The organism is Kitasatospora sp. Ki12 (genome assembly GCF_054601375.1).
In genome coordinates this window covers 1,799,006-1,825,213 of sequence record NZ_BAAIHT010000001.1, presented here as the reverse complement: position 1 = coordinate 1,825,213, position 26,208 = coordinate 1,799,006, and the positions used below count along the sequence as shown (strand labels likewise).

Here is a 26,208-nt window from a genome sequence, read left to right as displayed (position 1 = left end):
CGTCGCCCATCACCCGTCACCCGTCGCCCCTGGGCGGGCGAGCCGCTTCGACGTCCGGGGCCGGCTCCGCCCGGCGGTGCGGGCGGAGCGGGGCCGCCGTTCAGGAGGCGAGGCGCTTCAGTGCCGCGGTGGCGGTGCCTTCGACGGAGGCAGTCTGGCCGGGGACCTCGACGATGGCGACCTTGGTGCCGCTGCGCAGGACCGCGACCCCGCCGGCGGCGCCGCCGTCGCCGTTGTAGGCCGGGTACCAGCGGGCGGTGCCGCCGGTGACGGTCAGGGTGTGGGCCGCGCCGTAGTGCCAGTGGCCGGCGGGCTCGTCCTGGCACTCCTCGACGAGCGCGACGAGCTGCTTCTCCCAGGCGGCGGCGGTGGACCCGGTGGGGGCGCTCGCGGCGGACTCCCTCAGCATGCCGTGGTTGTCGAGGGTCCAGTTCACGGACGCGTACGCGGTGGCCTGGCCCTTGGTCAGGTCGCGCATCGTCGCCTCGCCGGAGCACGCGGACAGCGCCTCGCGTCCGGCCAGCTCGACGGTCGCGCCGACCGGGTTCAGGCCCTGCGGGATGTCCTCGCTCTGGACGAGGCGGGCGGAGCCGAGTCCGGGCGCGGTGGCCGCGGCCGGGCGGGCGGCGGCCGCGTCGCGCTGCGCGGACCCGTCGGCGGCGGCCGACTGGGTGCCGACGACGCCGGCCGTGATCAGTGCGGCGGCGAAGCAGGCCGCGGCGGCGAGCCGGTTGCGGCGGACGGACTTCTGGACGGTCTGGTTCTCGGTCATCTGGTCCCCCTGCTGGTCGGGACGCCTGCTGCGTCCTCGTACAACTGGGGAGATGCCGCCGCCGGAGGGAAAGTCGGAGCCCCTGACCGGCTGTTTCACAGCTGTGACAGAGCGGTCCTGACGACGCGGTCCATCGCGGCCGTCCCCAGGCAGGCCTCCACCTCCAGCACCCCGTAGTGGCTGCCGCTGCGCAGTACGGCGATGCCGCCGCAGGGTTCCTTGCCCTCGGGCGCGGTGCCGGTGGTGTTGAGCGATCCCTGGTACATGCCCATCCATCGCGCGGTGACGTCCGGGCCGAGCTGCAGCGTCGTGGTCTTTCCGTAGACCCAGTGCCCTGGTGTCGACTCCTGGCAGGGCACCTCCTCCAGCAGCAGGCGTTCGCTGTAGTTCTGCGCCAGGGAAGGGCTCTGGGCCTCGGCGGCGACCTCGCGGGCGACCTGGCCGCCGCTCTCGCCGGCCACGGTGGGGTCGTCCGGGCTGCTGCGGCTGGTGATCAGTCCGCGGAAGTGGGCGCCGCGCCCGCCCAGGGTCTGGGTGAGGGTCTTCTCGCCGGTGCAGGCCGCGTTGGCGTAGTTCCCGTCGCCGTACCGGTCGGTGACGTGGATCCGCTCGACGCCGACGTCCGGGCCGAAGGCCGCGGGCTCCAGCAGGTTCGCGGCCGTCACCGGCCCGGTCGCACCGGTCGCACCGGTCGCACCGGTCGCACCGGTCGGTGAGGCGGAGCCGGAGCCGGAGGCCGAGGACGCGGGCGTCGGGACGGACCCGCCGGGCGTCGCGGGAGCGGACGCGCTCTGGGACGCCCCGCTGACCGCGGCACCCGATGGTGCCGCCGGGTGCGCGGTGGTTCCGGGGGGCGCCGGCAGGACGAACCGGCCGGCCGCCAGCCCGAGCGCGGAGGCTGCCACCAGGGCGGCGACGGCGGACCGGGGCCGGACGACGACGCGGCCGCCGCCCGCCGCAGGACGGCCGGTCACAGACCGGTGACCAGGCGCTCGCGCATGAAGCTGCGGGCCTTGTGGATGCGGTCCTTGACGGTGCTCAACGGAGCGTCCAGCATCTCGGCCACCTGGATGTAGGTCAGGTCGCCGAGGTCGCGCAGCACGAAGGCCTCCACCACGGCGGGGTGCCGCTGCTCCAGCGCGGCCAGCGCCTCCATCACGTCGAGCCGGGTCCCGGCGATGACGCTGGTGGTGCGCGGGTCGACGGACTCGGGGAGGTCGTCGTGGCTGTCCTCGGCGCGCCGGCGCATCGAGCGGTAGGTGGACCGGGCGGCGTTCGAGGCGATCACCGTCACCCAGCCCAGGAAGGAGCCGCGGCCGCCGTACTCGCCCAGGTGCCTGCTGATGGACAGCAGCGCGTCCTGCGCGGCCTCCTCCGCGTCGGCGTGGTGGGGCAGGAAGCGCGAGCAGCGGCGCAGCACCACCGGCCGCAGCTTGGCCAGCAGGTGCTCCATCGCCGCCGGGTCCCCCGCCTGAGCGGTCGCCACGAGCCGTTCCAACTCGGCCTCTTCGAACATCCGGATCCCCCCGTTTCGTCCCGCCCGGCACCCCGCCCGTCGAGCGGGAGTTCCGCACTCCCGCCGACTCCGGCAGAATGCTGCCACATGCGCAAGCTCGGCCGTTACCTCCTCCTGGAGCGGCTCGGAGCCGGCTCCTTCGCGACGGTCTGGAAGGCCTACGATCCGGAGCTCGACACCGAGGTCGCGGTGAAGGTGCTGGCCGAGAACTGGGCCGCCAACGCCGATGTGCGCGAGCGGTTCCTGGCGGAGGCGAGGCTGCTGCGCCGGATCGCCAGCCCGCGGGTGGTCCGGGTGCACGACGTCGGGGTGCAGGAGGAGCGGCCCTACTTCGTCATGGACTACGTGCGCGGCGGCACCGTGGCGGACCGGGTCGGGCAGTGCGACCCGCAGGAGGCGCTGCGGCTGGCCGCGGAGGCGGGCTACGCGGTCCAGGTCCTGCACGAGGCGGGCGTGGTGCACCGCGACGTCAAGCCGTCCAACCTGCTGCTCGACACCGGCCCCTCACCCGCCGCGGTGCTGGTGGCGGACCTGGGCAGCGCGAAGCAACTGGCCGACGCGTCCGGGCTGACGGTGACCACGGGCACGCCCGCGTACATGGCACCGGAACAGGCCTTCCAGACCGGTGGGTTCGACGGGAGGGCCGACGTGTACGCGCTGGCCGTCGTGGCCTACGAGCTGCTGACCGGGCAGAAGCCGTTCGGCCCGGGCGGGCGCGCCACCGCCCTGATGACCGGCCAGCCGACCGCCTCGACCCTGCCGGCGCTCCCGTCCGGAACGGAGCTCCCGCCGAACGTCGCCCTGCTGCTCCGGGCCGCGATGTCCGTCGAGCCGGCGGACCGACCGCCGACCGCCCAGGCCTTCGCGGACGCGCTGCTGGCTCCGGTCCCGCAGTCCCGGCCGCTGGAAGGCCCGAGGTGGCTGACCCGGCGCGCGGTCTGGCTGGCGTCGGGCACGGTGTTCACGGCGGCGACCCTGCTGAGCTGGCTGCGGCGTTGAATCGGCCGGGGAGCCGCTGACGGCTGCCGTAGGGTCGGCGGTATGCGACTGAGCACGGTGATCCTCCCCATCCACCGGTGGAGCGAGGGGCAGAAGATCTGGCGGCGGGCCGAGGACCTCGGGTTCCACGCCGCGTACACCTACGACCACCTCTCCTGGCGGTCCTTCCGGGACGAGCCGTGGTTCGGATCGGTCCCGACGCTGACGGCCGCCGCGACGGCGACCGAGCGGATCCGGCTCGGCACGCTGGTGACCTCGCCGAACTTCCGGCACCCGGTGACCCTGGCGAAGGAGCTGATCACGCTGGACGACGTGTCCGGCGGGCGGCTCACGCTGGGCATCGGGGCCGGCGGGACGGGGTTCGACGCGACGGCGATGGGCCAGGAGGCCTGGTCGCCGAAGGAGCGGGCGGACCGGTTCGGCGAGTTCCTGCCGCTGCTGGACGAGCTGCTGCGCACCGACGCCACCACCCGGGAGGGCACGTACTACGAGGCGGTCGAGGCCCGGAACATCCCCGGCTGCGTGCAGACCCCGCGGGTGCCGTTCTACGTGGCCGCGACCGGCCCGCGCGGGCTGAAGCTGGCCGCCGAGTACGGGCAGGGCTGGGTGACGTACGGCGATCCGCGCGGCCCGGCGGACGTGCCGGTGGAGCAGGCGCCCGAGGTGATCGCGAAGCAGATCGAGAAGCTGACCGCGGCCTGCGAGGCGCAGGGCCGGGACGTCGCCACCCTGGAGAAGGTGCTGCTCCAGGGCTCCACGGCGGAGAAGCCGCTGGCCTCCCTGGACGCCTTCGTCGACTGGGCCGGCCGCTACCGGGAGCTGGGCATCACCGAGCTGGTGATCCACTGGCCCGTCCCGGACTCGATCTTCGAGAACGACCTCGCGGTCTTCGAGCGGATCGCCACCGAGGGCCTCGCCCAGCTGGGATGACCCCCTCCCGCCGGAGCGCCCGACGCCCCGGGCGCTCCGGCGTCCGGGGCGTCGGGCTTTGGGCTTCAGGTGTCAGGGTTCCCGGGAGGGTGTCGGGGCGAGGCGCTAGTCTGTCCGCCGCACCGTCCAACTGATCATGCGTCACCACGGGGGTTCGTTCACCATGTCTGCTTCCAGGAGACTGCTCGCCACCGCTCTGGTCGCCACCGCCGCGCTCGGTCTCGCGGCCTGCGGCCCGGACGACTCGTCGGACCAGGGCGCGGGGAGCGGGTCGGGCACCGCGACCGCCGCCCCGACCGCCGCGGCCCCGACCACCGCCGCCCCGGCCGGCACCGGGAAGCCCGCCGCCCCGGGCGGCACCGCGAAGCCCGCGCCGAGCGGCACCCCGGGCGCCTCCGGTGAGCCCGAGGAGGGCTTCTGCACCCACGGGCCGCTGCCGGCCGGCCAGAAGTGGATCTACCCGGGGAAGGGCACCACCGCGGCCACCCTGGTGTACAAGGACACCAAGGACGTCTGCGGCGTCAACGACGTCGGCTTCGACCCGGTGGGCGCCGACAAGACCGCCGCGTTCGCGCCGACCGCCAAGGGCCACCTGAGCTCGGTGCTGGCCCCGCCGAAGGACGTCAACGTGGCCGACCTGGTGAAGCACATCAACGAGTGCATCGCCAACCCGCACAACGAGAAGGGCTCGTACCCCTGCTCGACGGGCGACTACAAGGTCGCGATCGACGCCTCCGGCAAGGTCACCGAGCTGTGGGAGCGCGCGCACTCCTGAGCCGCGACCCCTAGGGGGGCGGGGCCCGGGCGTCATACCGCAGCAGCAGACCGGCTCGTCATTCCAGCTCATGTCCCCCGCCGGGCAAGGCCGTTACGTTGGTCGGCGTGTCCACAGCTGTCATCAAGACGGACGGCCTCACCAAGAGGTTCCCCCGGGTCACCGCCCTCGACCAGCTCACCGTCGAGGTGCGGCCCGGGGTGGTCGGCCTGGTCGGGTCCAACGGAGCGGGCAAGTCCACACTGATCAAGATCCTGCTCGGGCTCGCCCCGGCGACGTCCGGCCGGGGCGAGGTCCTCGGCCTGGACATCGCCACCCGGGGCTCCGAGATCCGCGAGCGGGTCGGCTACATGCCCGAGCACGACTGCCTGCCGCCGGACGTCTCGGCCACCGAGTTCGTCGTGCACATGGCCCGGATGGCGGGCCTGCCCGCCACCGCCGCCCGTGAGCGCACCGCCGACACCCTGCGGCACGTCGGCCTGTACGAGGAGCGGTACCGGCCGATGGGCGGGTACTCGACCGGCATGAAGCAGCGGGTCAAACTCGCCCAGGCCCTGGTGCACGACCCGAAGCTGGTACTGCTGGACGAGCCGACCAACGGCCTCGACCCGGCCGGCCGGGACGAGATGCTGGGCCTGATCCGCCGGGTGCACACCGACTTCGGCATCTCGGTGCTGGTCACCACCCACCTGCTCGGCGAGTTGGAGCGCACCTGCGACCACCTGGTCGTCATCGACGGCGGCAAGCTGCTGCGCTCCTCCTCCACCGCCTCCTTCACCGAGGCGACGGCCGTCCTCGCGGTCGAGGTCACCGACTTCCCGGAGGACCACTTCCCGGAGGACCACGGCCGCGCACCGGGCGAGGCGGTCCGCGAACGGCTGGCCGCCGCCGGCGTCGAGGTCCAGCCCGAGGGCACGCACCTGCTGCTGGTCCGGCTCGCGGACGAGTCGACGTACGACACCATCCGCGACACCGTGGCCGGCCTCGGCCTCGGCCTGGTCCGGCTGGAGCAGCGGCGGCACCGGGTCGCCGAACTCTTCACCGGTGAGCGGGACTCCGGCCGGAACGACCAGGACGGCGGAGACGACCAGGACGACCAGAGCAGCAGGGGAGGTTCGGACGATGGCGCAGCCTCCTGACACCAGGTCCGCCGACACCAGGTCCGCCGACACCGGGTCCGCCGACACCGGCGTCATCCACGACATCGGCTACCGCGGCTACTCCGGCCCCCGGCTCGGCCGCGGCTACGCCACCCGCTCGCTCTTCACCCAGAGCCTGCGCGCCGCGTACGGCCTCGGCCGCTCCGGCAAGTCCAAGGTGCTGCCGATGCTGGTGCTGGCCGTGGTCACCGTGCCCGCCGCGATCGTGGTGGCGGTCGCGATCACCATGAAGCGCGACCAGCTGCCGGTCGAGTACGCCGGCTACCTCGCCAGCGTCAACCTGGTGATCGCGGTCTTCCTCGCCTCCCAGGCGCCGGTGCTGCTCTCCCGGGACCTGCGGTACCAGACCGTGCCGCTCTACTTCTCCCGCCCGATCACCCGCACCGACTACGTCCGGGCCAAGTTCGCGGCCATGGTCTGCGCCCAACTGCTGCTGATGGCGGCCCCGTTGCTGGTGCTGTACCTCGGCGCTCTGCTCGGCGGGATGGACTTCTCGTACAACACCGGGCACTTCCTGTACGGCCTGGTCGCGGCCGTGCTGTACGCCCTGGTGCCGACCTCGGTGGCGCTGGTCATCGCGGCCGCCACCCCGCGCCGGGGCTTCGGGGTGGCCGCCATCATGGGCTACCTGGCGGTCAGCGCCGCGGTGGCCGCCGTCGCGGTCGGCATCAGCAACCCGGGTACGACCGGCTCCGACGCCGCCCAGTGGACCTCGCTGATCTCGCCCACCGAGCTGGTGGAGTCGCTGGTCAACGAGGTGTTCGACCTGGGCGTCGGCCTCGACCGCCGGTACGCGCCGGGCGGGCTCGGCATCGCGGTGTTCGCACTCGTGGCCCTGGCGCTGGTGGTCGGCTCGTACCGGCTGCTGCTGACCCGCTACAAGAAGGTGTGAGGGAGGGCGGCATGGCCACCATCAGCATCGACAAGGTCTCCCGCTGGTTCGGGAACGTGGTCGCGGTCAACGACGTCACCATGGCCATCGGCCCGGGCATCACCGGCCTGCTGGGCCCGAACGGCGCGGGCAAGTCCACGCTCATCCACATGATGAGCGGCTTCCTCGCCCCCTCCAGCGGCTCGGTGACCCTGGACGGCGCGCCGATCTGGCGCAACCAGCAGGTGTACCGGCAGATCGGCCTGGTTCCCGAGCGGGAGTCGATGTACGACTACCTGACCGGCTGGGAGTTCGTCCTCGCCAACGCCGAACTGCACGGCCTGCCCCAGCCGGGCGCCGCCGCCCGCCGGGCACTGGACCTGGTGGAGATGGACTACGCCAAGGACCGGCGCACCGGCACGTACTCCAAGGGCATGAAACAGCGGGTCAAGATGGCCTCCGCGCTCGTCCACGACCCGGCCGTCCTGCTCCTGGACGAGCCCTTCAACGGCATGGACCCGCGCCAGCGGCTCCAGCTGATGGACCTGCTGCGCCGCTTCGGCGCGGACGGCCGCACGGTGCTCTTCTCCTCCCACATCCTGGAGGAGGTCGAGCAACTGGCCCGGCACATCGAGGTGGTGGTGGCCGGACGGCACGCGGCCTCCGGCGACTTCCGCAAGATCCGCCGGCTGATGACCGACCGCCCGCACCGCTACCTGGTCCGCTCCAGCGACGACCGCCGGCTTGCCGCCGCCCTGATCGCCGACGGCTCCACCACCGGCATCGAGGTCGACGAGCGCGAACGGGCGCTGCGGATCGAGGCGGTCAACTTCCAGGGCTTCACCACCCTGCTGCCCAGGGTCGCCCGGGAGGCCGGCATCCGGCTCTACACCGTCTCCCCGGCCGACGAGTCGCTGGAGAGCGTCTTCTCGTACCTGGTGTCCGCGTGACCGCCGCCGTGACCATCGCCGTGGTGACCGCCGCCGTCACCGTCGCTGCCCAGGAAGGGGCCGTCCGACCATGAACCCCACCGTCGCCAGGTTGACCCTGCGCGGGCTGCTGGGCCGCCGTCGCGGCCTCCTGCTGCTGGTGGTCCCCGCGCTGCTGCTGCTCGTCTCCGCCATCGCGAGCGGATCGAGCGCCGACGCGCACGGCCTCACCGTCAAGATCCTCGGCCAGCTCGGCCTCGGCACCCTGGTCCCGATCCTCGGCCTGGTGGTCGGCACCGGGGTCATCGCCACCGAGATCGACGACGGCTCGATCGTCTACCTGCTCGCCAAGCCGCTCCCGCGGTGGCGGATCATCACCACCAAGCTGGCCGTCGCGATCGGCGTCACCTGGCTGTTCTCGGTCGTCCCGACGCTGCTGTCCGGGCTGCTGCTGTACGGCACCCGGGACGGCATGGTGCTCGGCTACACCGTGGCGGTCCTGGTCGCCGGCGCCGCGTACAGCGCGCTGTTCCTGCTGCTCGGCGTGGTCACCCGGCACGCGGTGGTGGCCGGGCTGGCGTACGCGCTGATCTGGGAGTCGATGGTCGGCAACTTCGTCGAGGGCGCCCGGACCCTGAGCGTCCAGCAGTGGGGCCGGGCGGTTGCCGAGGCCGTCGCCGGGGACACCGCGATCGGGGCCGACGTCTCGTTCGGCGCGGCCGTCCCGCTGCTGCTGGTGGTGACCGTCGGGGCGACGGTGCTGGCCTCGGTGAAGCTCGCCGGGCTGACGCTCGCCGGCGAGGAGTGAGCCGTACGGCGGGAGGCCGCACGTAGAGCGAACCGAAACGGCGCTCCGGACCACCGCTGGTGGTCCGGAGCGCCGTTCGCCGTACGGAGGGCCTCAGAGCACCCGGTTGCGGCCCGCGCCCCAGCCCGCCGCGCCGACCACCAGGACCAGCACCAGCATCAGCACCAGAGTGGTCTCCCAGCCGCCGGTCAGCTGGTGCAGCGCGCCGGCGCCGACCGGTCCGGCCGCCGCGACCAGGTAGCCGATCGCCTGCGACATCCCGCCCAGCTGGGCGGCGCCGGCCGCGCTGCCGGTGCGCAGCACGATGAACGCCAGGCCCAGGCCGAGCGAACCGCCCTGTGCCACGCCCAGGATCGTCGCCGAGACCCACGCGGCGGACACCGGCGCGACCAGCAGCATCGCGATGCCGAGCCCGTTCAGGGCGGCCATCGTCACCGCCAGCCCGCGCTGGCTGGTCATCCGGCCGGCCATCAGCGGCACCAGGAAGGCGCCGGCCACCTGCACCAGGTTGGAGAAGGCGAAGACCAGGCCGGCCTGCCCGCGGTCCATGCCGTGGTCGGCCAGGATGGTCGGCATCCAGGCCACCAGGGTGTAGACCAGCAGCGAGGAGATGCCCATGAAGAGGCTGATCTGCCAGGCCAGCGGCGACTTCCAGAGGCCCTCGATCGGCTTGCCCGGCACGGCCGCCGCGGCCGCCGCACCCCGCTCCTGACGGCTGCGCAGCACCTGCGGCAGCCAGGCCACCGCCGCGATCAGCGCCAGCAGCGACCAGGCGCCGAGCGAGGCCCGCCAGCCGCCGCCGAGCACGTGCTCCAGCGGGACGGAGGTGCCGGCGGCGAGGGTCGCGCCGACCAGCATGGTGGTCGAGTAGACGCCGGTCATGGTGGCCGCGCGGTCCGGGAACTCCCGCTTGACCAGGCCCGGCATCGACACGTTCAGGACCGCGATGGCCACGCCGATCACCACGCAGCCCGCGTACAGGGCCGCCACCGAGGGCAGCACCCGCAGCAGCACGCCCGCGCCCAGCACCAGCACGGCGCCCAGGACGACCCGCTCGGCGCCGAAGCGGCGGGTCAGCCGGGGGGTGAGCGGGGCGCCGACGCCCTGGAACAGCACCGGCACGGTGGTGATCAGGCCGCTCGCGGTCGCGGAGAGGCCGAAGGTCCGCTGGATCTCGCCGACCATCGGGGAGATCGCGGCCAGGCAGGCGCGCATGTTCAGCGCGACCAGCACGATGCCGGTCAGCAGCAGGGCCGGATGGGCCAGCCGGGCGCGGACGGGGAGCTGGGCAGGGGTGGTGACAACCGGCTGCGGGGCACGGGTGACGGCCATGGGGGTGCTGTTTCTTTCCTGGATGTGCGTGGATGCGGGCGGGAAGGGCGGAGGCTCGCGCCGTCCTACTTCCGGGCCGCGATGGCCGCGAGCAGCTGCTCGACGGCCGCGGTCGGGCCGGCGAGCAGCGCACGACACGCCGCCTCGGCCCGGTCCGGGTCACCGCTCTCGATCGCGTCGACCAGTGCCTCGTGGGTGGCCACGACCGCCTCGGGCATGTCGTGGTCGCCGAAGGCGGACGTCATGGCCTCGCGCACGGAGGCGCCGAAGTAGCGGTACACCTCGGCCAGCGCGGGGTTGTGCGCGGCCTCGACGACGGCGGTGTGGAACTCCAGGTCGTGCTCGACGGTGGCCTCGCGGCTGGCCCGCTCGGGGTGCGCCGCGAACACCTCGGCCTCACGGGCCAGCGCGGCCCGCATCCGCCGGACGTCCTCCGGGGTGTGCCGCAGCGCGGCCAGCCGGGCGCCCTCGGTCTCCAGCGCCGCGCGGACCTCCAGGACGTCCCGGATGCCCGAGCGCTGGACGCCGCGCAGTACGGACGCCGGGTCGCTGGTGGAGCGGACGAAGGTGCCCTCGCCCTGCCGGGAGACCAGCATGCCGGCGTGCACCAGCACCCGGATCGCCTCCCGTACGGTGTTCCGCCCGACCTGCAGCCGCTCGGCGAGCTCGTGCTCGGTGGGGATCCGGGACCCGACGGGCCACACCCCACCGGCCAGTTGCTCGCGCAGCTGGTCGATCGCGGTGTCGACCAGGGATCGCCGCCCGGCCGCCTGCAGACCGTTGCCGTCGCCGCTCATTCCGGGCCTCCCTTCGCCACGCACGTACCGGACCAGTCATCGGTCATCCTACAACCGCTTGCCCGGTCATCCTACAACTGGTGGAAGAACACTCCGTGAACGCCCGACCGCCGACGCGCCGCGCCGTCCGCCGGGCCCGGCGCCCGGGCCGCGAAGGCGGTCAGCGGGCGGGGTAGAGCCGCTCCAGGACGACCGCGACGCCGTCCTCGTCGTTGCTGGTGGTGACGGCGTCGGCGACGGCGAGGAGTTCCTCGTGGGCGTTGGCCATGGCGACGCCGTGGGCGGCCCAGCCGAACATCGGGACGTCGTTGGGCATGTCGCCGAAGGCGATGGTGTCGGCGGCGCGCAGGCCGAGGCGGCGGGCGGCGACGGCCAGTCCGGTGGCCTTGGAGAGGCCGAGCGGGAGCAGTTCGACCACGCCGGGGCCGGCCATCACGACGCCGACCAGGTCGCCGGCGGCCCGGCGGGCGGCTTCGGCGAGGGCGTCGTCGGTCAGGGCGTGGTGCTGGATGTAGAGCTTGCTGACGGGGGAGGCGAGCAGTCCGCCGCGGTCGACCCGGACGACGGGGAGGTCGGAGCCGATCAGCAGTTCGTAGCCGGGACCGGCCAGGACCTGGCCGTCGAGGCCGTCCTGGTTGGCGGCGACGGCGAGCGGGCCGGTCTCGGCCTCTATCTTCTCGATGGCGAGGGCGGCGAGCCGCCGGTCCAGGGTGAGCGAGGTGAGCAGCTTGTGCGCGCCGGCGTCGTAGACCTGGGCGCCCTGGCCGCAGACCGCTATCCCGGTGTAGCCGATCTCGTCGAAGACGGGGCGGGCCCAGACGGCGGAGCGGCCGGTGACGACGATGTGCACCGCGCCCGCGCCGGTGGCGGCGGCCAGGGCGGCGCGGGTGCGCTCGGAGACGGTCTCCTCGCTGGTGAGGAGGGTGCCGTCGAGGTCGGTGGCGACCAGCCGGTAGGGCAGGTCGCCACCGTTCCGGGTGTCCTCGGGGGAGACGGGGCTGGGGCTGGTGGTGCTCATGGGCCGGACGTCTCCCGGGAGTTGCGGGTGGAGCGGGTGGAGCGGGTGGTACGGGTCGAACGGGTCGAACGGGTGGAGCAGGTGGCGAGGTGCCGGCCCGGGACCGGTCCTACTTGACCGGCTCCAGGACGGAGCGTCCGCCGAGGAAGGGCCGCAGCGCCTCCGGGACGACGACCGAGCCGTCGGCCTGCTGGTGGTTCTCCAGGATCGCCACGATGGTGCGCGGGATCGCGACCAGGGTGCCGTTCAGGGTGGCGAGCGGGCGGGTCTTGCCCTCCTCGCGCATCCGGATGGAGAGCCGGCGGGCCTGGTACTCGGTGGTGTTGGAGGTCGAGGTGACCTCGCGGTACTTGCCCTGGGTGGGGATCCAGGCCTCGATGTCGAACTTGCGCGCGGCCGAGGCGCCGAGGTCGCCGGAGGCGACGTCGATGACTCGGTAGGGCAGTTCGAGGGCGTTGAGGAAGTCCTTCTCCCACTGGAGCAGGCGGCGGTGCTCGTTCTCGGCGTCCTCGGGAGTGGTGTAGACGAACATCTCCACCTTCTCGAACTGGTGGACGCGGATGATGCCGCGGGTGTCCTTGCCGTAGGTGCCGGCCTCGCGGCGGAAGCAGGACGAGTAGCCGGCGTAGCGCAGCGGCAGCTTGTCGGCGTCGAGGATCTCGTCCATGTGGTACGCCGCGAGCGGGACCTCGCTGGTGCCGACGAGGTACCGGTCGTCCTCGGCGAGGTGGTACACGTTCTCGGCGGCCTGGCCGAGGAAGCCGGTGCCGTCCATGGCGGCCGGCCGGACCAGCGTCGGGGTGATCATCGGGGTGAAGCCGGCCGCGGTGGCCTGGGCGATCGCCATGTTGACCAGGGCGAGCTCCAGCAGCGCGCCGACGCCGGTCAGGTAGTACGAGCGGGCACCGGCGACCTTGGCGCCGCGCTCGGTGTCGATCGCCTTGAGGATCTGGCCGAGCTCGACGTGGTCGCGGGGCTCGAAGCCCTCGGCCGCGAAGTCGCGCGGGGTGCCGATCTCCTCGATGGTGACGAAGTCCTCCTCGCCGCCGATCGGTGCGGCCGGGTCGATGAGGTTCGCCAGGGAGCGGAGCAGGCGGTCGGCCTCCTCCTTGGCGGCGCTCTGCTCGGCGTCCGCGGCCTTGACCTCGGCGGCCAGTTCCTTGGTGCGCTGGAGCAGGGCGGTCTTCTCGTCACCCTTGGCCTGGGCGACCTGCTTGCCGAGCACCCGCTGCTCGTTGCGCAGTTCGTCGAAGCGGCTGCCCGAGGACCGGCGCCGTTCGTCGGCGGAGAGGAGGGCGTCGACCAGGTCGACGTCCTCGCCACGGACGCGCTGCGAGGCGCGCACTCGGTCAGGGTCCTCACGGAGCAGGCGAAGGTCAATCACAGGGCAAGCGTACCGGGCGGGCGTTCCTCCACCGGTACCGGTTTTCCCCTGGGGATAACCACCCGGATCCTGTGGATAACTTCTGTGGGGAACACGCGGGGAGCGGGTTATCCACAGGTCGGGGGCCGGGCCTGTGGATCGAAGGGGAGGATCACCCTCCGGGCGACCGAACCAGGGAATTGAGGTTTCAAACCTCAATCAACCTTCTCGACTGAGGGAATTGAAGCACTCAGACGGGTGATTTGCTGGCAAGCGGGTGACTCTGGTCGGATTAGTCATCTCTGCGACGCAAACCGATGATCCGACCAGTTCTGGGCAATGGCTATACCGGTTTGTCGACTCGTCCCCAGGTCTGTGGATAACTTCCGGCTGTGGACAGCGGAGGGGCCTGTGGACAGCGGCCCCGGTGCCGGGCGGCCCTGTGGACGACGGGTGGGGTCACCCGCCCCCGCCCGATCGGCCCGGTCCAAAACGGTCGGAAAAGGTCAGAAAGACAACAGATGTCGTCCGGATGAAGCACCGGCCCGGGTCACTCAGATGCCCCGGGCTCAGAAGTCCCGGGCTCAGATGTCCCCGCGCCCGTCGAGCGCGCGCGAGAGCCAGTCCGCGGCCGAGGTGAAATCCGTGTCCGAGGTCCCCGGCCGCCGGTGGGTGGACACCTGCCGATCGGCGCGCGGATAGGAGCCCAGGAACCGCACCTGCGGACAGATCCGCTTGAGCCCCATCATCGCCTCGCCCACCCGGCGCTCGGACAGGTGGCCCTCGCAGTCGATCAGGAAGCAGTAGTTGCCCAGGCCCTCGCCGGTCGGCCGGGACTCGATCCGCATCAGGTTGATCCCGCGCACCGCGAACTCCTGCAGCAGCTCCAGCAGCGCGCCCGGGTGGTCGTCCGGCAGCCAGACCACCATCGAGGTCTTGTCGGCGCCGGTCGGCGAGGAGACCCGGCCGGGGCGGCCCACCAGGACGAAGCGGGTGGCCGCGCTCTTGGCGTCGGCGATGTCCTTGACCAGCGGGTCCAGCCCGTAGATCGGCGCCGCGAACTCGCCCGCGAACGCCCCGTCGTAGCGGCCCTCGGCGACCAGCCGGGCGCCGTCCGCGTTGGAGGCGGCCGACTCCCAGGTGGCGTCCGGCAGGTTGGCGGCCAGCCAGCGGCGCACCTGCGGCTGGGCCACCGGGTGGCTGGTCACCGTCTTGACCTCGGACAGCTCGGTGCCCGGCCGCACCAGCAGCGCGAAGGAGATCGGCAGCAGCACCTCGCGGTAGATCATCAGCGCCGCGCCGGCGGCCAGTTCGTCGTTGGTCGCGGTGACCGCGCCCTCCACCGAGTTCTCGATCGGCACGAACGCCCCGGCGGCCTCCCCGCCGCGCACCGCGTCCAGCGCCAGCGCCACCGAGGACAGCGGCACCAGCTCCCGGGTCGCCGCCTCGGGCAGGGTGTGCAGCGCAGCCTCGGTGAAGGTGCCGGCCGGGCCGAGGTAGGTGTAGCGGGTGGCCGACATGACGCCTCCGGGGTGCTCGGTGCTGCGCTTGCGGGGTGGTGCCGAAGCAGTCCACCCTAACGATTCCGCGCCCCGGCAGGAAAGCGTTCCACTGGCCGGGACCGCCTGTGCTACGGCCCGTCTCCGGGCCACTGCTACCCCTCCAGCAGCTGCTGCCCGAGGTAGCCGCCCGTCGGCGCGGCCGGCGGCAGCGCGTACAGGCCGCTCGCCTCGTGCCGCAGGAAGCGGGAGAGGCCGTCGCCCCGGGAGAGCTTGCGCTGCACCGGGGTGAAGCCCTTGCGCGGGTCGGACTGGAAGGCGAGGAAGAGCAGTCCGGCGTCCGGTGAGCCGTCCGGCAGCAGCCCGTCGTGGTACGAGAAGCCGCGGCGCAGCATGGCCGCGCCGCCGTTGGCCGCCGGAGCGGCGACCCGGACGTGGGCGTCGGCGGGGATCGCCAGGGTGCCGTCGGGGCCCTGTGCGGACAGGTCGACCGGGGCGTGCTCGCCGGCCCCGGCGGGTGCGCCGAGCGGGGCGCCGTCCGCCTTGCGCCGTCCGATCACCCGCTCCTGCCGCTCCACCGGCAGCGCCTCCCAGTGGTCCAGCAGCATCCGGATCCGCCGGAACACCAGGTAGGAGCCGCCGGCCAGCCAGGCCGGCTGGTCGCCGCCGGGGGCGCAGAAGACCTTGGCGGCGAAGCCGTCCTCGCCGGGCTTCGGGTTGTTGGTGCCGTCGATCTGGCCCATCAGGTTGCGGCCGGTGACCGGCCGGGCGGCGGCGCCGGGGGTCCGGGCGAAGCCGGCGGACTGCCAGCGCAGCGCCGCCGTACCGGTGGCCAGCCGTTGCAGCACCCGCAGGGCGTGCACGGCCACCAGCGCGTCGTCGGCGCCGATCTGGACGAGCAGGTCGCCGTCGCCGCGGGCCGGGTCGAGCGCGTCGCCGGGGAAGGCGGGCAGCGGTTCGAGGCCGGGCGGGCGGTGGTCGGCCAGGGCGGCCTTGTCGAAGAGCGCGGCGCCGAAGCCGACGGTGAGGGTGAGCGAGCAGGGCCCGGCGTCCAGCGCGACCTGGTTGTCGAACTCCTCGGCCGGTTCGCCGGCGGTCAGCCGCTCGGCGGCCCTGGTCCAGCGTTGCAGCAGGGCGCGCAGCCCGTCCCGGCCGGTGCCCTCGGCCAGGTCGAAGGCGGCGAGCTGGACCCGGGCCTGCTGCGGTTCGAGGATCCCGGCCTGGTGCTCGCCGCGGAACGGCACCCGGGCGGCGCCGAGCGCGCCGGCGGCGGGTGCCGCACCGACGGGGCGGTCGCCGCGGTCCAGGGCGACCGCCCCGGCGACGCCCGCGCCGGCGCCGGCCAGCAGCCCGGCGCCGGCGGTGCCGAGCAGCGCCCGGCGGGTGACCCCGCTGCCGCCCGCGGCGGCCCGGTCCGTCGTCGTCATGTCGTCCGTCGTCACATCGCCCACCGCCGTCAGCCGATCTTGAACTGCTGGGTCGGCGTGGTCTGGTCGATGTCGGAGGAGCGGACCTGCACCGACACCACCCAGGTGCCCGCCAGCGGGAGCTGCGCGGTCCCGCTCCAGCGGCCGGTGCCCTCGGGGGTGAGCGCGACCGGCAGCGGGCCGAGGTCGCGGTCCGGCAGGGTGAAGGCCAGCTGCACCTCGGGGACGTCCACCGGCTGTCCGTCCGGGCCGTCCAGGGCGAGCTTCACCTCGTTCGGGCCGGTCCGGGCCGGGTTGAGGGTGACGGTCGCGGTGCCCTTGGCGTTCGGCGTCCGGCCCTTGGTGTCGTACGGGAGCTTGAGCTCGACGGTGCGGCCGGGCTCGGTCTGCGGGGCCGGTGCGGCCCCGCCGGCGGCCGGCGCGGCGGCCCCGGCCGTGACCTCGCTCGCCACCCGCCCGGGCGGGGAGTTGGTGAGCATCGTGGTGACCACCAGCACCGCCACCGCGACCAGCGCCTCGACCAGCACCGAGCGGCGCAGCCCGGCCCGGGTCGGGGTGAGCCCGCGGTCGCGCCCGGCGCTCTCCCGGGCGGCCCGCTGGCGGGCCAGCTGGGCCCGGCGGACCGGGTCCTCGCCGTGGGCCGCGACGCCGACCGGCTCCGGCACCTCGGCCGGTTCGGTCTCGGCGCGTTCGACCTCGGCGGCCTCGGCCGGTGCCGACCGCAGCCGGGCCAGCCAGGAGCGGGACATCCACGCGACGCCGAGCATCACGGCCACGCAGCCGCTCTTCACCAGCAGCAGCCGCCCGTACTCGGTGCCGGTCAGCGCGCCCCAGCTGCCCAGGCCGCGCCAGGACTGGTAGATCCCGGTCGCGGCCAGGACGGCCACCGAGGCGAAGGCGATCCGGGAGAAGCGGTCCACCACCTCGGCGCCGACGCCCTCGCGCAGCCCGACCAGCAGCGCGGCCAGCCCGCCCAGCCAGAGCGCCATCGCGATCAGGTGCAGGATGCCGAGCGGCAGCGCCAGCCAGACCTGGATGCCCACCGAGGCGTGGTCGGCGCCGACCCAGGTCGCCGCGAGGGCGACCGCCAGCACCAGCCCGGCCACGCCGAGGCCGAGCCGGGCCTCCCGCTGCGGCCGTTCGGCGGCCCGCAGCTCCAGCGCGCGCAGCTCGGCGGCCTCGGCGTCCCCGTCCCCGACGGCACCGCCGTCGTCCTCGGCGGGCTTCGCGGGGAGCGGCCGCGGCGGTTGCCCCAGCTGCCCGACCAGCAGCGACAGGAACACCCCGCCCGCCGCGAGCAGCAGCAGCCGGGCGGCCAGCGCGGTGCCGATCCGCTCGTCCAGGGTGGCGCGCACCAGCGACAGGTCGAGGGCCTGCCCGACGCCCGAGCCGCGTTCGTACGGGCCGCGCAGCATCAGCACCGCGACGGTGGAGACCAGCAGCGCCGTCCAGCCGGTCATCAGCAGCCGCTGCACCGGGCGCCGGGCGGTGCCGGCCGGCCAGCAGATCAGTACGAAGGCGGCGACGCCGGCCAGCAGCGCGAACGCCGCGTAGGCGACGGTGCGCCCGGTCCCGTACAGCGCGGCGACCAGGCCGTCGGCCTTGGCGCCCTGCAGCGCGGTGGCCGACACCGAGGTGTCCGAGGGCGCGCCGATGGAGAAGGTGAACGCCCCGCCGACCGGGTGCGAGTCGTCCGAGACGGCCCGCCAGGCGACGGTGTACGTGCCGTTGGCGAGGCCGCCCTTCAGCCCGACCCGGGCGGTGTTGCCCTTGCCGTCGGCGTGCCCCGGGTCGCCGGTGTCCACGGCCTTGCCGGCCGGGTCGAGCACCCGGACGGAGTCCGAGGAGAGCGAGACGGACTCGCTGAAGGTCAGCGTCACCGCCTGCGGCGCGGTGGCGACCACCGAGTTCTGCCGCGGGTCGGTGGAGTCCAGGGTGGCGTGGGCGGAGGCCGGTCCGGCGCCCGCGAGCATCAGCGCGAGCAGCGCGCCGAGCACTCCGAGCACCCCGGCGATCCGGCGGTGCGAGGCCTTCTCCAGGCCGGCCGACTGCATGGTGGCGGTCCCCTTAACTCTGGCCGGGGCGGTAGGTGAGCTCCTTGACCGGCACCTTGACCGAGATGGTGCCGGACTTGGCGAAGGTGAGGTCGAGCTCCAGCTCGTCGCCGAGGGCGGGGGCCTTCTGCCAGCCCATGATCATGAGGTGGGTGCCGCCGCGGGCGAACTGCAGCGCGCCGTGCGCGGGCACGTCCAGACTGGCGACCTGCTCCATGCTGGACGGGGTCGAGCGGTGCATGGTGACCGATTCGGCGCCCGGGCTGCTCACCTTGACCAGCTCGTCCTGCCCGCCGTCGTTGCGGACGGTCAGGTAGCCGGCCGCCATGCCGCCGGCCGGGGGCAGCGGGATGTAGGAGTCGGCGACGCTGAGCCTGGCCGGCCCGGCGGCGGCACCGTCCTGGCCGCCCGTCCCGCAGGCGGCCAGGAGGGCGCCGCCGCCGAGGACGGTGGCCAGCACCGCGCCGGTGAGGGCCGTCCGCCGGAAGCGCGTCCCGGTCACCATCACGCCGCGACCCCCTTGGCGAGCAGCGGCAGGTCGTGCTCGTAGGTCTTCTCCTCGGTGCCGCTCATGTAGAGCACGTGCGCCTTGTCGTCCGAGGGGAGGAAGGCCAGCACCTGCGCGCCGTGGGTCGAGGTGACCGTGCCGTCCGGGTTGACCACCGGGTCCTCGATCATGATGCCGAGCGACTTGGCGGCGGTCTTCACCTTGGCCAGGTCGCCGGTGAGGCCTATGAAGTCGCTGCCCATCGAGTCCAGCCAGGTGCGCAGCACCTTGGGGGTGTCGCGCTGCGGGTCGGTGGAGACGAAGACGACGTTGACCTTCTGCCGGTCCTCCGCGGGGAGCGCCTTCATCGCGACCCCGATGTCGCCCATGGTGGTCGGGCAGACGTCCGGGCAGCTGGTGTACCCGAAGAACAGCAGGGTGGCCTTGCCGTTGGTCTGCTGCCGCAGGTCGTACGGCTGGCCGGAGGTGTCGGTCAGCTGGAGGTCCGGCTTCTCGAAGTTCTTGGCCAGCTTGGTGCCCTGGTACGGGGTGTCCTCCTTCTGCCGGGTGACCTTCGCGGCGTCGGAGCCGCCGCCGGAGGAGCCGCAGGCGGACAGCGTCAGGGCGGCGGCCAGCGCGAGGGCGGCCGCGCCGGCCAGACGGGTGGTGCGGGTGGTGCGGGACATGCGGGGATCCGATCCGATCGTGCGCGGTGGACCGCCGGCGGGGCCGTACCGGGGTGCGGGTACGGCCCCGCCGGGGCTGGGGTCAGGAGGCGGAGCCGGCGTTCTTGCGGCGCAGGCCGAGCACGCCGACGGCGGTGCCGATCACGCCGACCACGATGCCGACCACGCCGAGGGTGCGGGCGGTGGAGTCGCTCGCCTTGCCACCGCCGTCGGAGGAGGCGGCGTGGTCCGAGCTGTCCCCGTGGGCGGCGACGGTCGGGGAGGCGGTGGCGCCGTGGCTGTCTCCGTGGCCGTCGCCGCCCTCGGCCTTGGTGAGCTTCAGGACGGGCGCGGGCTTGGCCGGCTCGGGCTGGCCGTCCTTGGACTCGTCGATCCAGCGGACGACGTCGCCGTTGTCGTAGGTCTGCAGGGCCTTGAAGACCATGCTGTCCGTGTCGGTCGGCAGCGGGCCGAGCGAGACCCGGAACTCCTGGAACTGGCCGGGGGCGATCTTGGTGCCGGCGTCGGCGGTCCAGGTGATCTTGGAGACGGCCTCGTTGACGTCGTTGCCGTGCACCTTGATCGGCTTGTCGAGCTTCGACTTCTCGACCGTGGCGGTCCAGCCCGGCAGCGGCAGGGTCCGGACCGAGGCCAGCGGGTGGTCCAGCGGGAGGTTGACCTCCAGCTTCACCGTGCTCGCGGCGTCGCTCTCGTTCGGCACCCGGAAGTCGACGGCCGTGTAACCGCCCTGGGCGGCCGCACCCGGGTTCACGGTGACGTGCGCGAAGGCGGGGCCGGCCAGCGCCACCACGGAGGCGGCGGCGGTGAGGGCGACGGCGGCGAGACGGCGGGTGGGAAGGGAACGCATGATGCGGGGTCTCCGATCGGAGCTCGGTGGCAGGCCGGGACCGGGCGGCGGACGGAGCCGCGCCTCGGGGGCCGCGCGTGGGGATGTGGGGGCGGAGCCTCGGGGCCGGACCCGGTGGTCGGGGGAACGGCCCGGACGGTGCGCACGGCCGCGACCCGGCCCGTAGACGGCCGGGAGAGGCGGATCAGTACGCGAAGGCCCCGCGCGGCGGCCCGCGCCGCACCACGCTGTGCCGCAGCACGGCACCCGCCGGGAGCGGGCTCTCCCCGCCCCTGGCGCCGAAGCGGCGGACCGGACCGGCCACCTCGAACAGACCGCGCAGCAACGCGGCCACCAGCACGAACACCGACCGCAGCGGCGCCGCCCACTGCTCCCGGGCCACCGACGCGGCCACCCGCAGCAGCCGCCACAGCGCCGCCTCGCCGCGCCGCAGCCACCAGCCCGCCACCAGCGCGGCGGCCAGGTGCCCGGCCAGCATCGACGGCGTCATGCCGAGCACGCCGCCCTGCCACCAGGGCGCGGCGGCGAACGCGTGCGGATCCAGGCCCGCCGAGGAGACCAGCTGCTCCGGCGACGGGCTGCCGGGCAGACCGTCCAGCGTGCCCGGCCGGGCCTCGTTGCAGATCAGCCGGCCGGCCACCTGCGGCACGGTCAGCGGGCCGGAGCCGCCGTGGTGCATGCCCGCCATGCCCGCCATGCCCGACACGGAGCCGCTGAAGCCGTGGAACAGGCAGTGCAGTCCGAGCTGCCCCGCGCCCAGCGCCCCGGCGATGGCCGCCAGCGAACGCTCCCGTCCGCCGCAGACCGCCGCCAGCGCCAGCACCGCGGCGAAACCCGCCGCCAGCGCGGTCGGCGGCACGTTCCCGCCACCGGCCAGGGCGTGCCCGGCGGCCGCTATCAGCGTGCAGACCAGCGCGAACGGGACGGCCCGGGCAAGCCGCAGGTCCCAGGCGGCGGCCCGTACCGGCTGGGCCGGTCCTGGGGCGCCCGGGAGCGGGGCGGCGGCGAGGGCAGTCATGGCCGGGCCATCCTCTCATTGCGTACGACGCCGACACGGGCAGGGTGGGAAATCCCTACGAATGCCTCTTTCGGCGGCGGCGTGCGGGTTCCGGTACGCGCCGCCCGGCACAGACCCCGTCCCCCAGTCCATCCGCCGAACGGGCGGTAGCGCCCCCCGGGCACGGTTCACCGCCGAATCGCCCGGAGATACCTAGTTGTATGTGGAGCCGCAGCCAGGAGGGACCTCCCGTGGACATCTGGTGGACTCTGCACCTCAAGCGCGACCCGGCCAGCGTCCCGCTGGCCCGGCGCATCCTGCTCGGTGCCATGGCGACCGCGGGCGTCGACCCGCAGATCGCCGACGACCTCGGCGTCGCCCTCAGCGAGGCCTGCGCCAACGCCGTCGAGCACGGTGCCGCCGGGCGGCCCGACGACGGCTTCCAGGTCACCGCCTCCATCAGCGGGGACCGGCTGCGGATCGAGGTCACCGACTCCGGCCCCGGCCTGCCCGCGCCCACCGCCCCGCCGGTCCGCCGCCCGGCCGCCGCCGCCCCGGCCCGTCCGGTCCCGAGCGGCCGGGGGCCGCACCGCTCCCGCCGGGGCCGCGCCACCGTCCCGGCCCGCGTCCTCACCGCCCACCGCCCCCGCCGCGACGGCCACCCGTACGACACCCACGTGCTGCCCTGCCGGCCCACGGCCCCCACCCTCCGCCCGGTCGACCTGGACACCCTCCCCGACCTCACCGCCGAATCCGGCCGCGGCCTCTTCCTCATCCACGCCCTCACCGACCACGTCCAGCTCCGCAACCACCCCCTGCGGGGGGCGATCGTCAGCTTCGACAAGATCCTCAAGTGGCAGGACGGCGCGCTGCTCCAGGCGGCGTCGTAGCGTCGGTATCCCTCTGACCTGCACGAATGGCCACTATCAGGGCCCGGGTCGAAGCAGGTATGAGGTAGAGATCAGGCCGCCAGGGCACACGTGGGGCACATGCCCTCGGATTTCGGCGCGCTGTGCCCCGCCTTCGCACCAGGAAGCACCCTGTCGATCGCCGAGCGGGTCCGCGACTCGCTCGTCGGCATCAGGTGGGTGTAGGTCCGAAGCGTGAAGCCCGGGTCGCTGTGGCCGAGGTAGGCCGCGAGCGCCTTGATCGTCTCTCCGGCATCCAGCAGCACCGAGGCGTAGGCATGCCGCAGGGCGTGCATGCCGTCGTCCGGGGCCGCCTGGAAGTACTTCGCCCCCTTCTCGCGCGGCGGGATCACCCCGGCCGCGACGAGCGCGAGCTTCCAGGCGCCCGCGTTGAAGACGCTGCGGTGGTACGGCTTGGCGTTCTCGTCGGTGAAGAGCAGGTTCGCCGTATGGTCGTCGCCGTCGGCGAGGCGCCAGGGGAGCGTGACCCGAGTCGGCGGAAACTTCTTCATGTGGGCCTTCAAGGCCCTTGCCAGCCCATCGGGTAGCGGGACCTGTCGGACCTTGCCGCCCTTCGGCAGCGCGAACACCATCGTCTTCGCCACGAAGCGCACCTGCCGACGTACCGTCACCATGCGGCGGCGGAAGTCGATGTCGTCGACGGAGAGAGCGAAGACCTCGCCCTGTCGGAGCCCGCAGCCGAACGCGACGGAGCCGCCGGCCTGGAAGCGCTCCGGCAGACCGTTGATGACCGCGTGGACGCGCTCCACGGACCACGGGACGACCGGCTCCTTCTCCACCTTCGGGAAGCTCACCGACTTCGCCCGGCAGGGGTTGGTGGCGATCGCGCCGTCGTCAACTGCCGCATCCAGCATCATGATCAGGACGGAGCCGTACCAGCCGATGCTGGACGAGGCGAACCCTTCGTCCTGAAGCCGCCTTATCCAGCGCTTGATCGTGGTCGGCTTGAGCGCCCGAAGCTCCAAGTTCCCCAGGCGGGCCACGATGTGGTTGCGGACCACGCCGTCGTAGCGCTCCAGGGTGGTCGGGCCGGGAGTGACGGCCTCCAGCCACGTCTCGGCGTACTCGGCCACGGTCGTCTTGCCCGCGTTCGGGTCGATGTAAGTGCCGTCCTTGAGCGTGACCTTGAGCTCGGCGGCGCGGTCATCGGCCTTGGTCTTGAGCTCGAAGTCCTCCTTGCGCTGGACGTCGTCGGGGTCGCGGTAGCGAACCTGCCAGCGCTTGCCCTTGCCGTGGTCGGCGGTCGGGTACTTGCCCTTGTGCTCGCGGCAGGGCTTGTCAGTCGGGCGGGGGTAGGTCTTGTGCCAGGTGTCGTAGACGGTGGCCATTCGACTCCTTCGGTCGGAGACATGGAGATACGCGGCCGATGGGCGGCGGTGGGGCAATGGGGGATTTTTCTCGCGGGCGAACCGCAGATCCGATAAGCCGAGATCAGCGCTGGCTTCGGGCGGGTGTTGGATATTCATCGACCGGCGGGCTTTTGTCAAATGGACGGTGCTCGATCGTCCCGCCAGTGGCCGATAGTGCCAAATAGTGTCAGATAGTCCCGGGAAATCCGCGAACCTTCGCGAGAGAGGCATGCGGTAGTGACCTGGGTCACGCGCCCTCGCCGGGGGGCTGCTGGTGACCCAAGCGCGCTGGCCGGGCGCACTCAGCAAGATCTTTTCCGCGATCTTCCCGAAGTCCTTGCACGGAAGATATTCCGGCTCCTACGGTTTCAATGGGCGCCGTCACCTGCGGGCGGCGACTTCGTGCACCCAGCCAGGGTGGGCGATGCTCGGCCCTTTTTAGGTCGCGAGCCGCAGGCCGGGCATACTGCCCGGATCGCGTTCGCAGGAGGCTCTCGCAAGGGGGTCTGGCGGCCTTTTTAGGAAACTCTCCGATCTCCTGTTGAACTTCCACCGCTCACCCGAGCAGGCGGCCCGAAAGGGACCGCCTATTTCGGCCTGCCCTTGTTCCCTGCCCATCGGAGATTCGTGACCAAGCCCTTCCGCGCCACCACTACCGACCGCCGCCCGCTGGCCACCGCCCAGGAGCTCGCCGACCACCTGCAGGTGCCGCTCGACACCATCTACGGGTGGAAGCACCGAGGGCAAGGCCCGAAGGCGATCAAGGTCGGCCGGCACCTGCGCTACCGCTGGACCGAGGTGGAGGCATGGCTGGACGACCTGAGCTCAGGCCGCGCCGCCTGAGCACCGCCTGCACGGTCAGCTTTCGTCCCCGTCGCCCAGCGCGTCGGCGGACCGTACGGCCCTTCCTCACATCACCGCTCAACTCGGCGGTCCAGGACTCCACGGTCCGGGACCGCAGTTAGGAGACTCCTTGGAGAGCATGCCTTCTACACCTTCGACGGGACCGGTATCGGCTGCGGACTCTAGGGACGGCCATGGTCCGTCCGCTGCGGACGGTCCGAACATGGGGACCAGTCCTGGGGACGGTCCGCAGCATGTCGCGGAACACGGGGACCGGTCCCGGACCATTCCGCCGGACGGGGACGGACCGGCGGACCGGCCTGCGGGTTCGTCCCGGACCGCCGGTCCGCAGAAGGGGACCGCCGTCGCGGACGGTCCGGTCCCGTCCGGTCCGGACGACGGTCCGGTGGTTCCGTCCGGTCCGGAGGCGGTCCCGGTGGTCCATGTGGACCCGGGCGCGGTGCTGCTGGACGAGCTGCGGTCCACGCTCGCCCGGTTCGTCGTGCTGCCGTCCCCGCACGCGCTGGACGCGGTGACGCTGTGGGTGGCTGCCACGCACGGACAGCCGGCGTGGCAGCACGCGCCCCGGTTGGCGGTGGTCGGTCCGGCGAAGCGCTGCGGCAAGTCGCGACTACTGGACATCGTCACCGAGACGGTCCACGACCCGCTCATCACGGTGAACGCCAGCCTGCCCGCGGTCTTCCGCTCGATCACCGAGGACCCGCCGACCCTGCTGGTGGACGAGGCCGACACGCTGTTCGGCACGTCGAAGGCCGCCGAGCGGAACGAGGAACTGCGTGGGGTGCTGAACGCCGGTCACCAGCGCAACCGTCCGGCGATCCGCATGGTCGGCAACGGACCGGACATGAGGCCGGGCAAGTTCCCGACCTTCGCGATGGCCGCCCTGGCGGGGATCGGCGATCTTCCCGACACGATCATGGACCGCTCGGTGGTCGTCCGGATGCGCCGCCGCGCACCGGGCGAGACCGTGCAGCCGTTCCGCTCGGCCCTCGACACCAAACCGCTCCACGACCTGCGCGACCGCGTCGCCGACTGGCTCCGTCCGCTGCTGCCGAAGGCCGTGGGGATGCTGCCCGCCATGCCGGTGACCGACCGCGCCGCCGACACGTGGGAACCACTGGTGATCGTCGCCGACCTGGCCGGCGGTCACTGGCCCGCCACCGCACGCGCCGCGTGCGCGGCGATGTGCGCCCACGAGGCCGGTCTGGACGACGACGGGGACGGCGCCAAGATCCGGATCCTGCAGGACATCCGGACCGTGTTCACCGCCCTCGGTGATCCGCCGGCGCTCGCCACCGCCACCCTCCTCGCCCAGCTGCGGGCGTTGGAGGAGGCGCCATGGGCGGAGTTCGGCGTCAGCGGTCTGACCGCGCGCGGACTGCAGCTCCTGCTCAAGGACTTCGGCGTCTCCTCGTCCAACATCCGCTTCCCTGACTCCCGGCAGGCGAAGGGCTTCGTCCGCAACGACTTCCTCGACCCGTGGCGGCGCTACTGCCCCGAGCCCGCACCGCCGCAGGGCGAAGGCAACTGTGCGGCTTGACCCCGGCCCGCCGACCCGTCCCACTCGTCCCACCCTCTGCGCTCGCGCGCCCGTCCTGCTTGCCCGGGACGAGTGCGACGAGTGCAACTGGTCCGCCGCTACCTGCCGCCGTACCGCGGCCCTGGCGCCGAGTAGGCCGGGGCGGCACCCCGACTACCTTCCGACTCGTAAGGACCCATGAGTGCACCGAGACACCGACCCGACCATCGACGTCAACTCCCCATCGCAGCAAGGAACCGAGGGCCGCGTGGCAGCAAGT

General features: G+C 73.2%; 25 protein-coding genes. 10 read left to right on the top strand and 15 right to left on the bottom strand.

Annotated elements, in window-relative coordinates:
* Positions 1–100: 100 nt before the first annotated feature.
* The 3 genes from ACYP53_RS07950 to ACYP53_RS07940 form a co-directional block, all read right to left on the bottom strand.
* The gene (locus tag ACYP53_RS07950) at positions 101–772 is read right to left on the bottom strand and encodes a hypothetical protein (RefSeq protein ID WP_459647008.1); all 672 of its coding nucleotides are present in this window, start codon (positions 770–772) and stop codon (positions 101–103) included.
* Between the two features lie 95 nt (positions 773–867).
* The gene (locus ACYP53_RS07945; RefSeq protein ID WP_459647007.1) at positions 868–1,746 is read right to left on the bottom strand and encodes a hypothetical protein; all 879 of its coding nucleotides are present in this window, start codon (positions 1,744–1,746) and stop codon (positions 868–870) included.
* The gene (locus ACYP53_RS07940) at positions 1,743–2,288 is read right to left on the bottom strand and encodes an RNA polymerase sigma factor (protein ID WP_189913374.1); all 546 of its coding nucleotides are present in this window, start codon (positions 2,286–2,288) and stop codon (positions 1,743–1,745) included. Before ACYP53_RS07940 ends, ACYP53_RS07945 begins: the two co-directional genes overlap by 4 nt.
* A gap of 87 nt (positions 2,289–2,375) precedes the next feature.
* Between ACYP53_RS07940 and ACYP53_RS07935 the strand changes: the two genes are divergently transcribed.
* From ACYP53_RS07935 to ACYP53_RS07905, 7 genes are all read left to right on the top strand, one after another.
* Positions 2,376–3,287 (top strand): serine/threonine-protein kinase, encoded by a 912-nt coding sequence (locus tag ACYP53_RS07935; protein WP_459647006.1) that lies wholly within the window; start codon positions 2,376–2,378, stop codon positions 3,285–3,287.
* Between the two features lie 42 nt (positions 3,288–3,329).
* Positions 3,330–4,217, top strand: a complete 888-nt coding sequence (locus tag ACYP53_RS07930) for an LLM class flavin-dependent oxidoreductase (RefSeq protein ID WP_189913376.1) — start codon at positions 3,330–3,332, stop codon at positions 4,215–4,217.
* A 163-nt stretch (positions 4,218–4,380) separates the two neighbouring features.
* Positions 4,381–4,992, top strand: coding sequence for a hypothetical protein (locus ACYP53_RS07925; protein WP_189913377.1), 612 nt, complete (start codon positions 4,381–4,383; stop codon positions 4,990–4,992).
* 107 nt (positions 4,993–5,099) lie between these two features.
* Positions 5,100–6,131, top strand: a complete 1,032-nt coding sequence (locus tag ACYP53_RS07920) for an ABC transporter ATP-binding protein (RefSeq protein WP_189913378.1) — start codon at positions 5,100–5,102, stop codon at positions 6,129–6,131.
* Positions 6,115–7,044, top strand: coding sequence for an ABC transporter permease (locus tag ACYP53_RS07915; protein ID WP_459647005.1), 930 nt, complete (start codon positions 6,115–6,117; stop codon positions 7,042–7,044). The genes ACYP53_RS07920 and ACYP53_RS07915 overlap by 17 nt, the downstream gene beginning before the upstream one ends.
* An 11-nt stretch (positions 7,045–7,055) precedes the next feature.
* Positions 7,056–7,973: an ABC transporter ATP-binding protein gene (locus ACYP53_RS07910; RefSeq protein ID WP_189913380.1), complete on the top strand. Its 918-nt coding sequence runs from the start codon at positions 7,056–7,058 to the stop codon at positions 7,971–7,973.
* A gap of 70 nt (positions 7,974–8,043) precedes the next feature.
* Positions 8,044–8,760 carry an ABC transporter permease gene (locus tag ACYP53_RS07905; RefSeq protein ID WP_189913381.1) on the top strand — a complete coding sequence of 239 codons (717 nt, stop codon included), beginning with the start codon at positions 8,044–8,046 and terminating at the stop codon, positions 8,758–8,760.
* A gap of 93 nt (positions 8,761–8,853) precedes the next feature.
* On the opposite strand, the gene ACYP53_RS07900 is transcribed toward ACYP53_RS07905, so the two are convergent.
* The 11 genes from ACYP53_RS07900 to ACYP53_RS07850 form a co-directional block, all read right to left on the bottom strand.
* Entirely contained in the window at positions 8,854–10,092 is a 1,239-nt protein-coding gene (locus ACYP53_RS07900) for a CynX/NimT family MFS transporter (RefSeq protein WP_459647004.1), read from the bottom strand.
* A 65-nt stretch (positions 10,093–10,157) separates the two neighbouring features.
* Entirely contained in the window at positions 10,158–10,889 is a 732-nt protein-coding gene (locus ACYP53_RS07895) for a FadR/GntR family transcriptional regulator (protein WP_189913383.1), read from the bottom strand.
* Positions 10,890–11,049: 160 nt separating this feature from the next.
* Positions 11,050–11,907, bottom strand: coding sequence for an HAD family hydrolase (locus ACYP53_RS07890; protein WP_459647003.1), 858 nt, complete (start codon positions 11,905–11,907; stop codon positions 11,050–11,052).
* A 109-nt stretch (positions 11,908–12,016) separates the two neighbouring features.
* Entirely contained in the window at positions 12,017–13,291 is a 1,275-nt protein-coding gene (gene serS / locus ACYP53_RS07885) for a serine--tRNA ligase (RefSeq protein ID WP_189913385.1), read from the bottom strand.
* 563 nt (positions 13,292–13,854) lie between these two features.
* Positions 13,855–14,790 (bottom strand): prephenate dehydratase, encoded by a 936-nt coding sequence (pheA, locus tag ACYP53_RS07880; protein WP_189913386.1) that lies wholly within the window; start codon positions 14,788–14,790, stop codon positions 13,855–13,857.
* A gap of 134 nt (positions 14,791–14,924) precedes the next feature.
* Positions 14,925–16,196 carry an iron uptake transporter deferrochelatase/peroxidase subunit gene (gene efeB, locus ACYP53_RS07875; RefSeq protein ID WP_459647002.1) on the bottom strand — a complete coding sequence of 424 codons (1,272 nt, stop codon included), beginning with the start codon at positions 16,194–16,196 and terminating at the stop codon, positions 14,925–14,927.
* Positions 16,197–16,225: 29 nt separating this feature from the next.
* Positions 16,226–18,250, bottom strand: coding sequence for a copper resistance CopC/CopD family protein (locus ACYP53_RS07870; RefSeq protein WP_459647001.1), 2,025 nt, complete (start codon positions 18,248–18,250; stop codon positions 16,226–16,228).
* Positions 18,251–18,263: 13 nt separating this feature from the next.
* A complete protein-coding gene (locus ACYP53_RS07865; protein WP_189913389.1) occupies positions 18,264–18,755 on the bottom strand; it encodes a copper chaperone PCu(A)C in 492 nt (163 codons plus the stop codon).
* A complete protein-coding gene (locus ACYP53_RS07860; protein ID WP_459647000.1) occupies positions 18,755–19,423 on the bottom strand; it encodes an SCO family protein in 669 nt (222 codons plus the stop codon). Before ACYP53_RS07860 ends, ACYP53_RS07865 begins: the two co-directional genes overlap by 1 nt.
* An 82-nt stretch (positions 19,424–19,505) precedes the next feature.
* Positions 19,506–20,270, bottom strand: coding sequence for a YcnI family copper-binding membrane protein (locus ACYP53_RS07855; protein ID WP_459646999.1), 765 nt, complete (start codon positions 20,268–20,270; stop codon positions 19,506–19,508).
* A 184-nt stretch (positions 20,271–20,454) separates the two neighbouring features.
* Entirely contained in the window at positions 20,455–21,288 is an 834-nt protein-coding gene (locus ACYP53_RS07850) for a hypothetical protein (protein WP_459646998.1), read from the bottom strand.
* Positions 21,289–21,518: 230 nt separating this feature from the next.
* Between ACYP53_RS07850 and ACYP53_RS07845 the strand changes: the two genes are divergently transcribed.
* Positions 21,519–22,157, top strand: a complete 639-nt coding sequence (locus ACYP53_RS07845; protein WP_459646997.1) for an ATP-binding protein — start codon at positions 21,519–21,521, stop codon at positions 22,155–22,157.
* A 71-nt stretch (positions 22,158–22,228) separates the two neighbouring features.
* Here ACYP53_RS07845 and ACYP53_RS07840 read toward each other — a convergent pair whose 3' ends face one another.
* Complete coding sequence (locus ACYP53_RS07840) at positions 22,229–23,524, bottom strand: tyrosine-type recombinase/integrase (RefSeq protein ID WP_459646996.1); 1,296 nt, start codon at positions 23,522–23,524, stop codon at positions 22,229–22,231.
* Positions 23,525–24,172: 648 nt separating this feature from the next.
* Here ACYP53_RS07840 and ACYP53_RS07835 point away from each other — a divergent pair.
* Together ACYP53_RS07835 and ACYP53_RS07830 are read left to right on the top strand one after the other, a co-directional pair.
* Entirely contained in the window at positions 24,173–24,388 is a 216-nt protein-coding gene (locus tag ACYP53_RS07835) for a helix-turn-helix transcriptional regulator (protein ID WP_459646995.1), read from the top strand.
* A 223-nt stretch (positions 24,389–24,611) separates the two neighbouring features.
* The gene (locus tag ACYP53_RS07830; protein WP_459646994.1) at positions 24,612–25,949 is read left to right on the top strand and encodes a DUF3631 domain-containing protein; all 1,338 of its coding nucleotides are present in this window, start codon (positions 24,612–24,614) and stop codon (positions 25,947–25,949) included.
* Positions 25,950–26,208 lie beyond the last annotated feature (259 nt).

Bases quoted from the DNA above. Each gene is read 5' to 3' on its own strand.
- ACYP53_RS07950 (WP_459647008.1), bottom strand. From the start codon at position 772: ATGACCGAGAACCAGACCGTCCAGAAGTCCGTCCGCCGCAACCGGCTC.
- ACYP53_RS07940 (WP_189913374.1), bottom strand. From the start codon at position 2,288: ATGTTCGAAGAGGCCGAGTTGGAACGGCTCGTGGCGACCGCTCAGGCG.
- ACYP53_RS07935 (WP_459647006.1), top strand. From the start codon at position 2,376: ATGCGCAAGCTCGGCCGTTACCTCCTCCTGGAGCGGCTCGGAGCCGGC.
- ACYP53_RS07930 (WP_189913376.1), top strand. From the start codon at position 3,330: ATGCGACTGAGCACGGTGATCCTCCCCATCCACCGGTGGAGCGAGGGG.
- ACYP53_RS07925 (WP_189913377.1), top strand. From the start codon at position 4,381: ATGTCTGCTTCCAGGAGACTGCTCGCCACCGCTCTGGTCGCCACCGCC.
- ACYP53_RS07915 (WP_459647005.1), top strand. From the start codon at position 6,115: ATGGCGCAGCCTCCTGACACCAGGTCCGCCGACACCAGGTCCGCCGAC.
- ACYP53_RS07910 (WP_189913380.1), top strand. From the start codon at position 7,056: ATGGCCACCATCAGCATCGACAAGGTCTCCCGCTGGTTCGGGAACGTG.
- ACYP53_RS07905 (WP_189913381.1), top strand. From the start codon at position 8,044: ATGAACCCCACCGTCGCCAGGTTGACCCTGCGCGGGCTGCTGGGCCGC.
- ACYP53_RS07900 (WP_459647004.1), bottom strand. From the start codon at position 10,092: ATGGCCGTCACCCGTGCCCCGCAGCCGGTTGTCACCACCCCTGCCCAG.
- ACYP53_RS07895 (WP_189913383.1), bottom strand. From the start codon at position 10,889: ATGAGCGGCGACGGCAACGGTCTGCAGGCGGCCGGGCGGCGATCCCTG.
- ACYP53_RS07890 (WP_459647003.1), bottom strand. From the start codon at position 11,907: ATGAGCACCACCAGCCCCAGCCCCGTCTCCCCCGAGGACACCCGGAAC.
- pheA (WP_189913386.1), bottom strand. From the start codon at position 14,790: ATGTCGGCCACCCGCTACACCTACCTCGGCCCGGCCGGCACCTTCACC.
- efeB (WP_459647002.1), bottom strand. From the start codon at position 16,196: ATGACGACGACGGACCGGGCCGCCGCGGGCGGCAGCGGGGTCACCCGC.
- ACYP53_RS07870 (WP_459647001.1), bottom strand. From the start codon at position 18,250: ATGCAGTCGGCCGGCCTGGAGAAGGCCTCGCACCGCCGGATCGCCGGG.
- ACYP53_RS07865 (WP_189913389.1), bottom strand. From the start codon at position 18,755: ATGGTGACCGGGACGCGCTTCCGGCGGACGGCCCTCACCGGCGCGGTG.
- ACYP53_RS07860 (WP_459647000.1), bottom strand. From the start codon at position 19,423: ATGTCCCGCACCACCCGCACCACCCGTCTGGCCGGCGCGGCCGCCCTC.
- ACYP53_RS07855 (WP_459646999.1), bottom strand. From the start codon at position 20,270: ATGCGTTCCCTTCCCACCCGCCGTCTCGCCGCCGTCGCCCTCACCGCC.
- ACYP53_RS07850 (WP_459646998.1), bottom strand. From the start codon at position 21,288: ATGACTGCCCTCGCCGCCGCCCCGCTCCCGGGCGCCCCAGGACCGGCC.
- ACYP53_RS07840 (WP_459646996.1), bottom strand. From the start codon at position 23,524: ATGGCCACCGTCTACGACACCTGGCACAAGACCTACCCCCGCCCGACT.
- ACYP53_RS07830 (WP_459646994.1), top strand. From the start codon at position 24,612: ATGGGGACCAGTCCTGGGGACGGTCCGCAGCATGTCGCGGAACACGGG.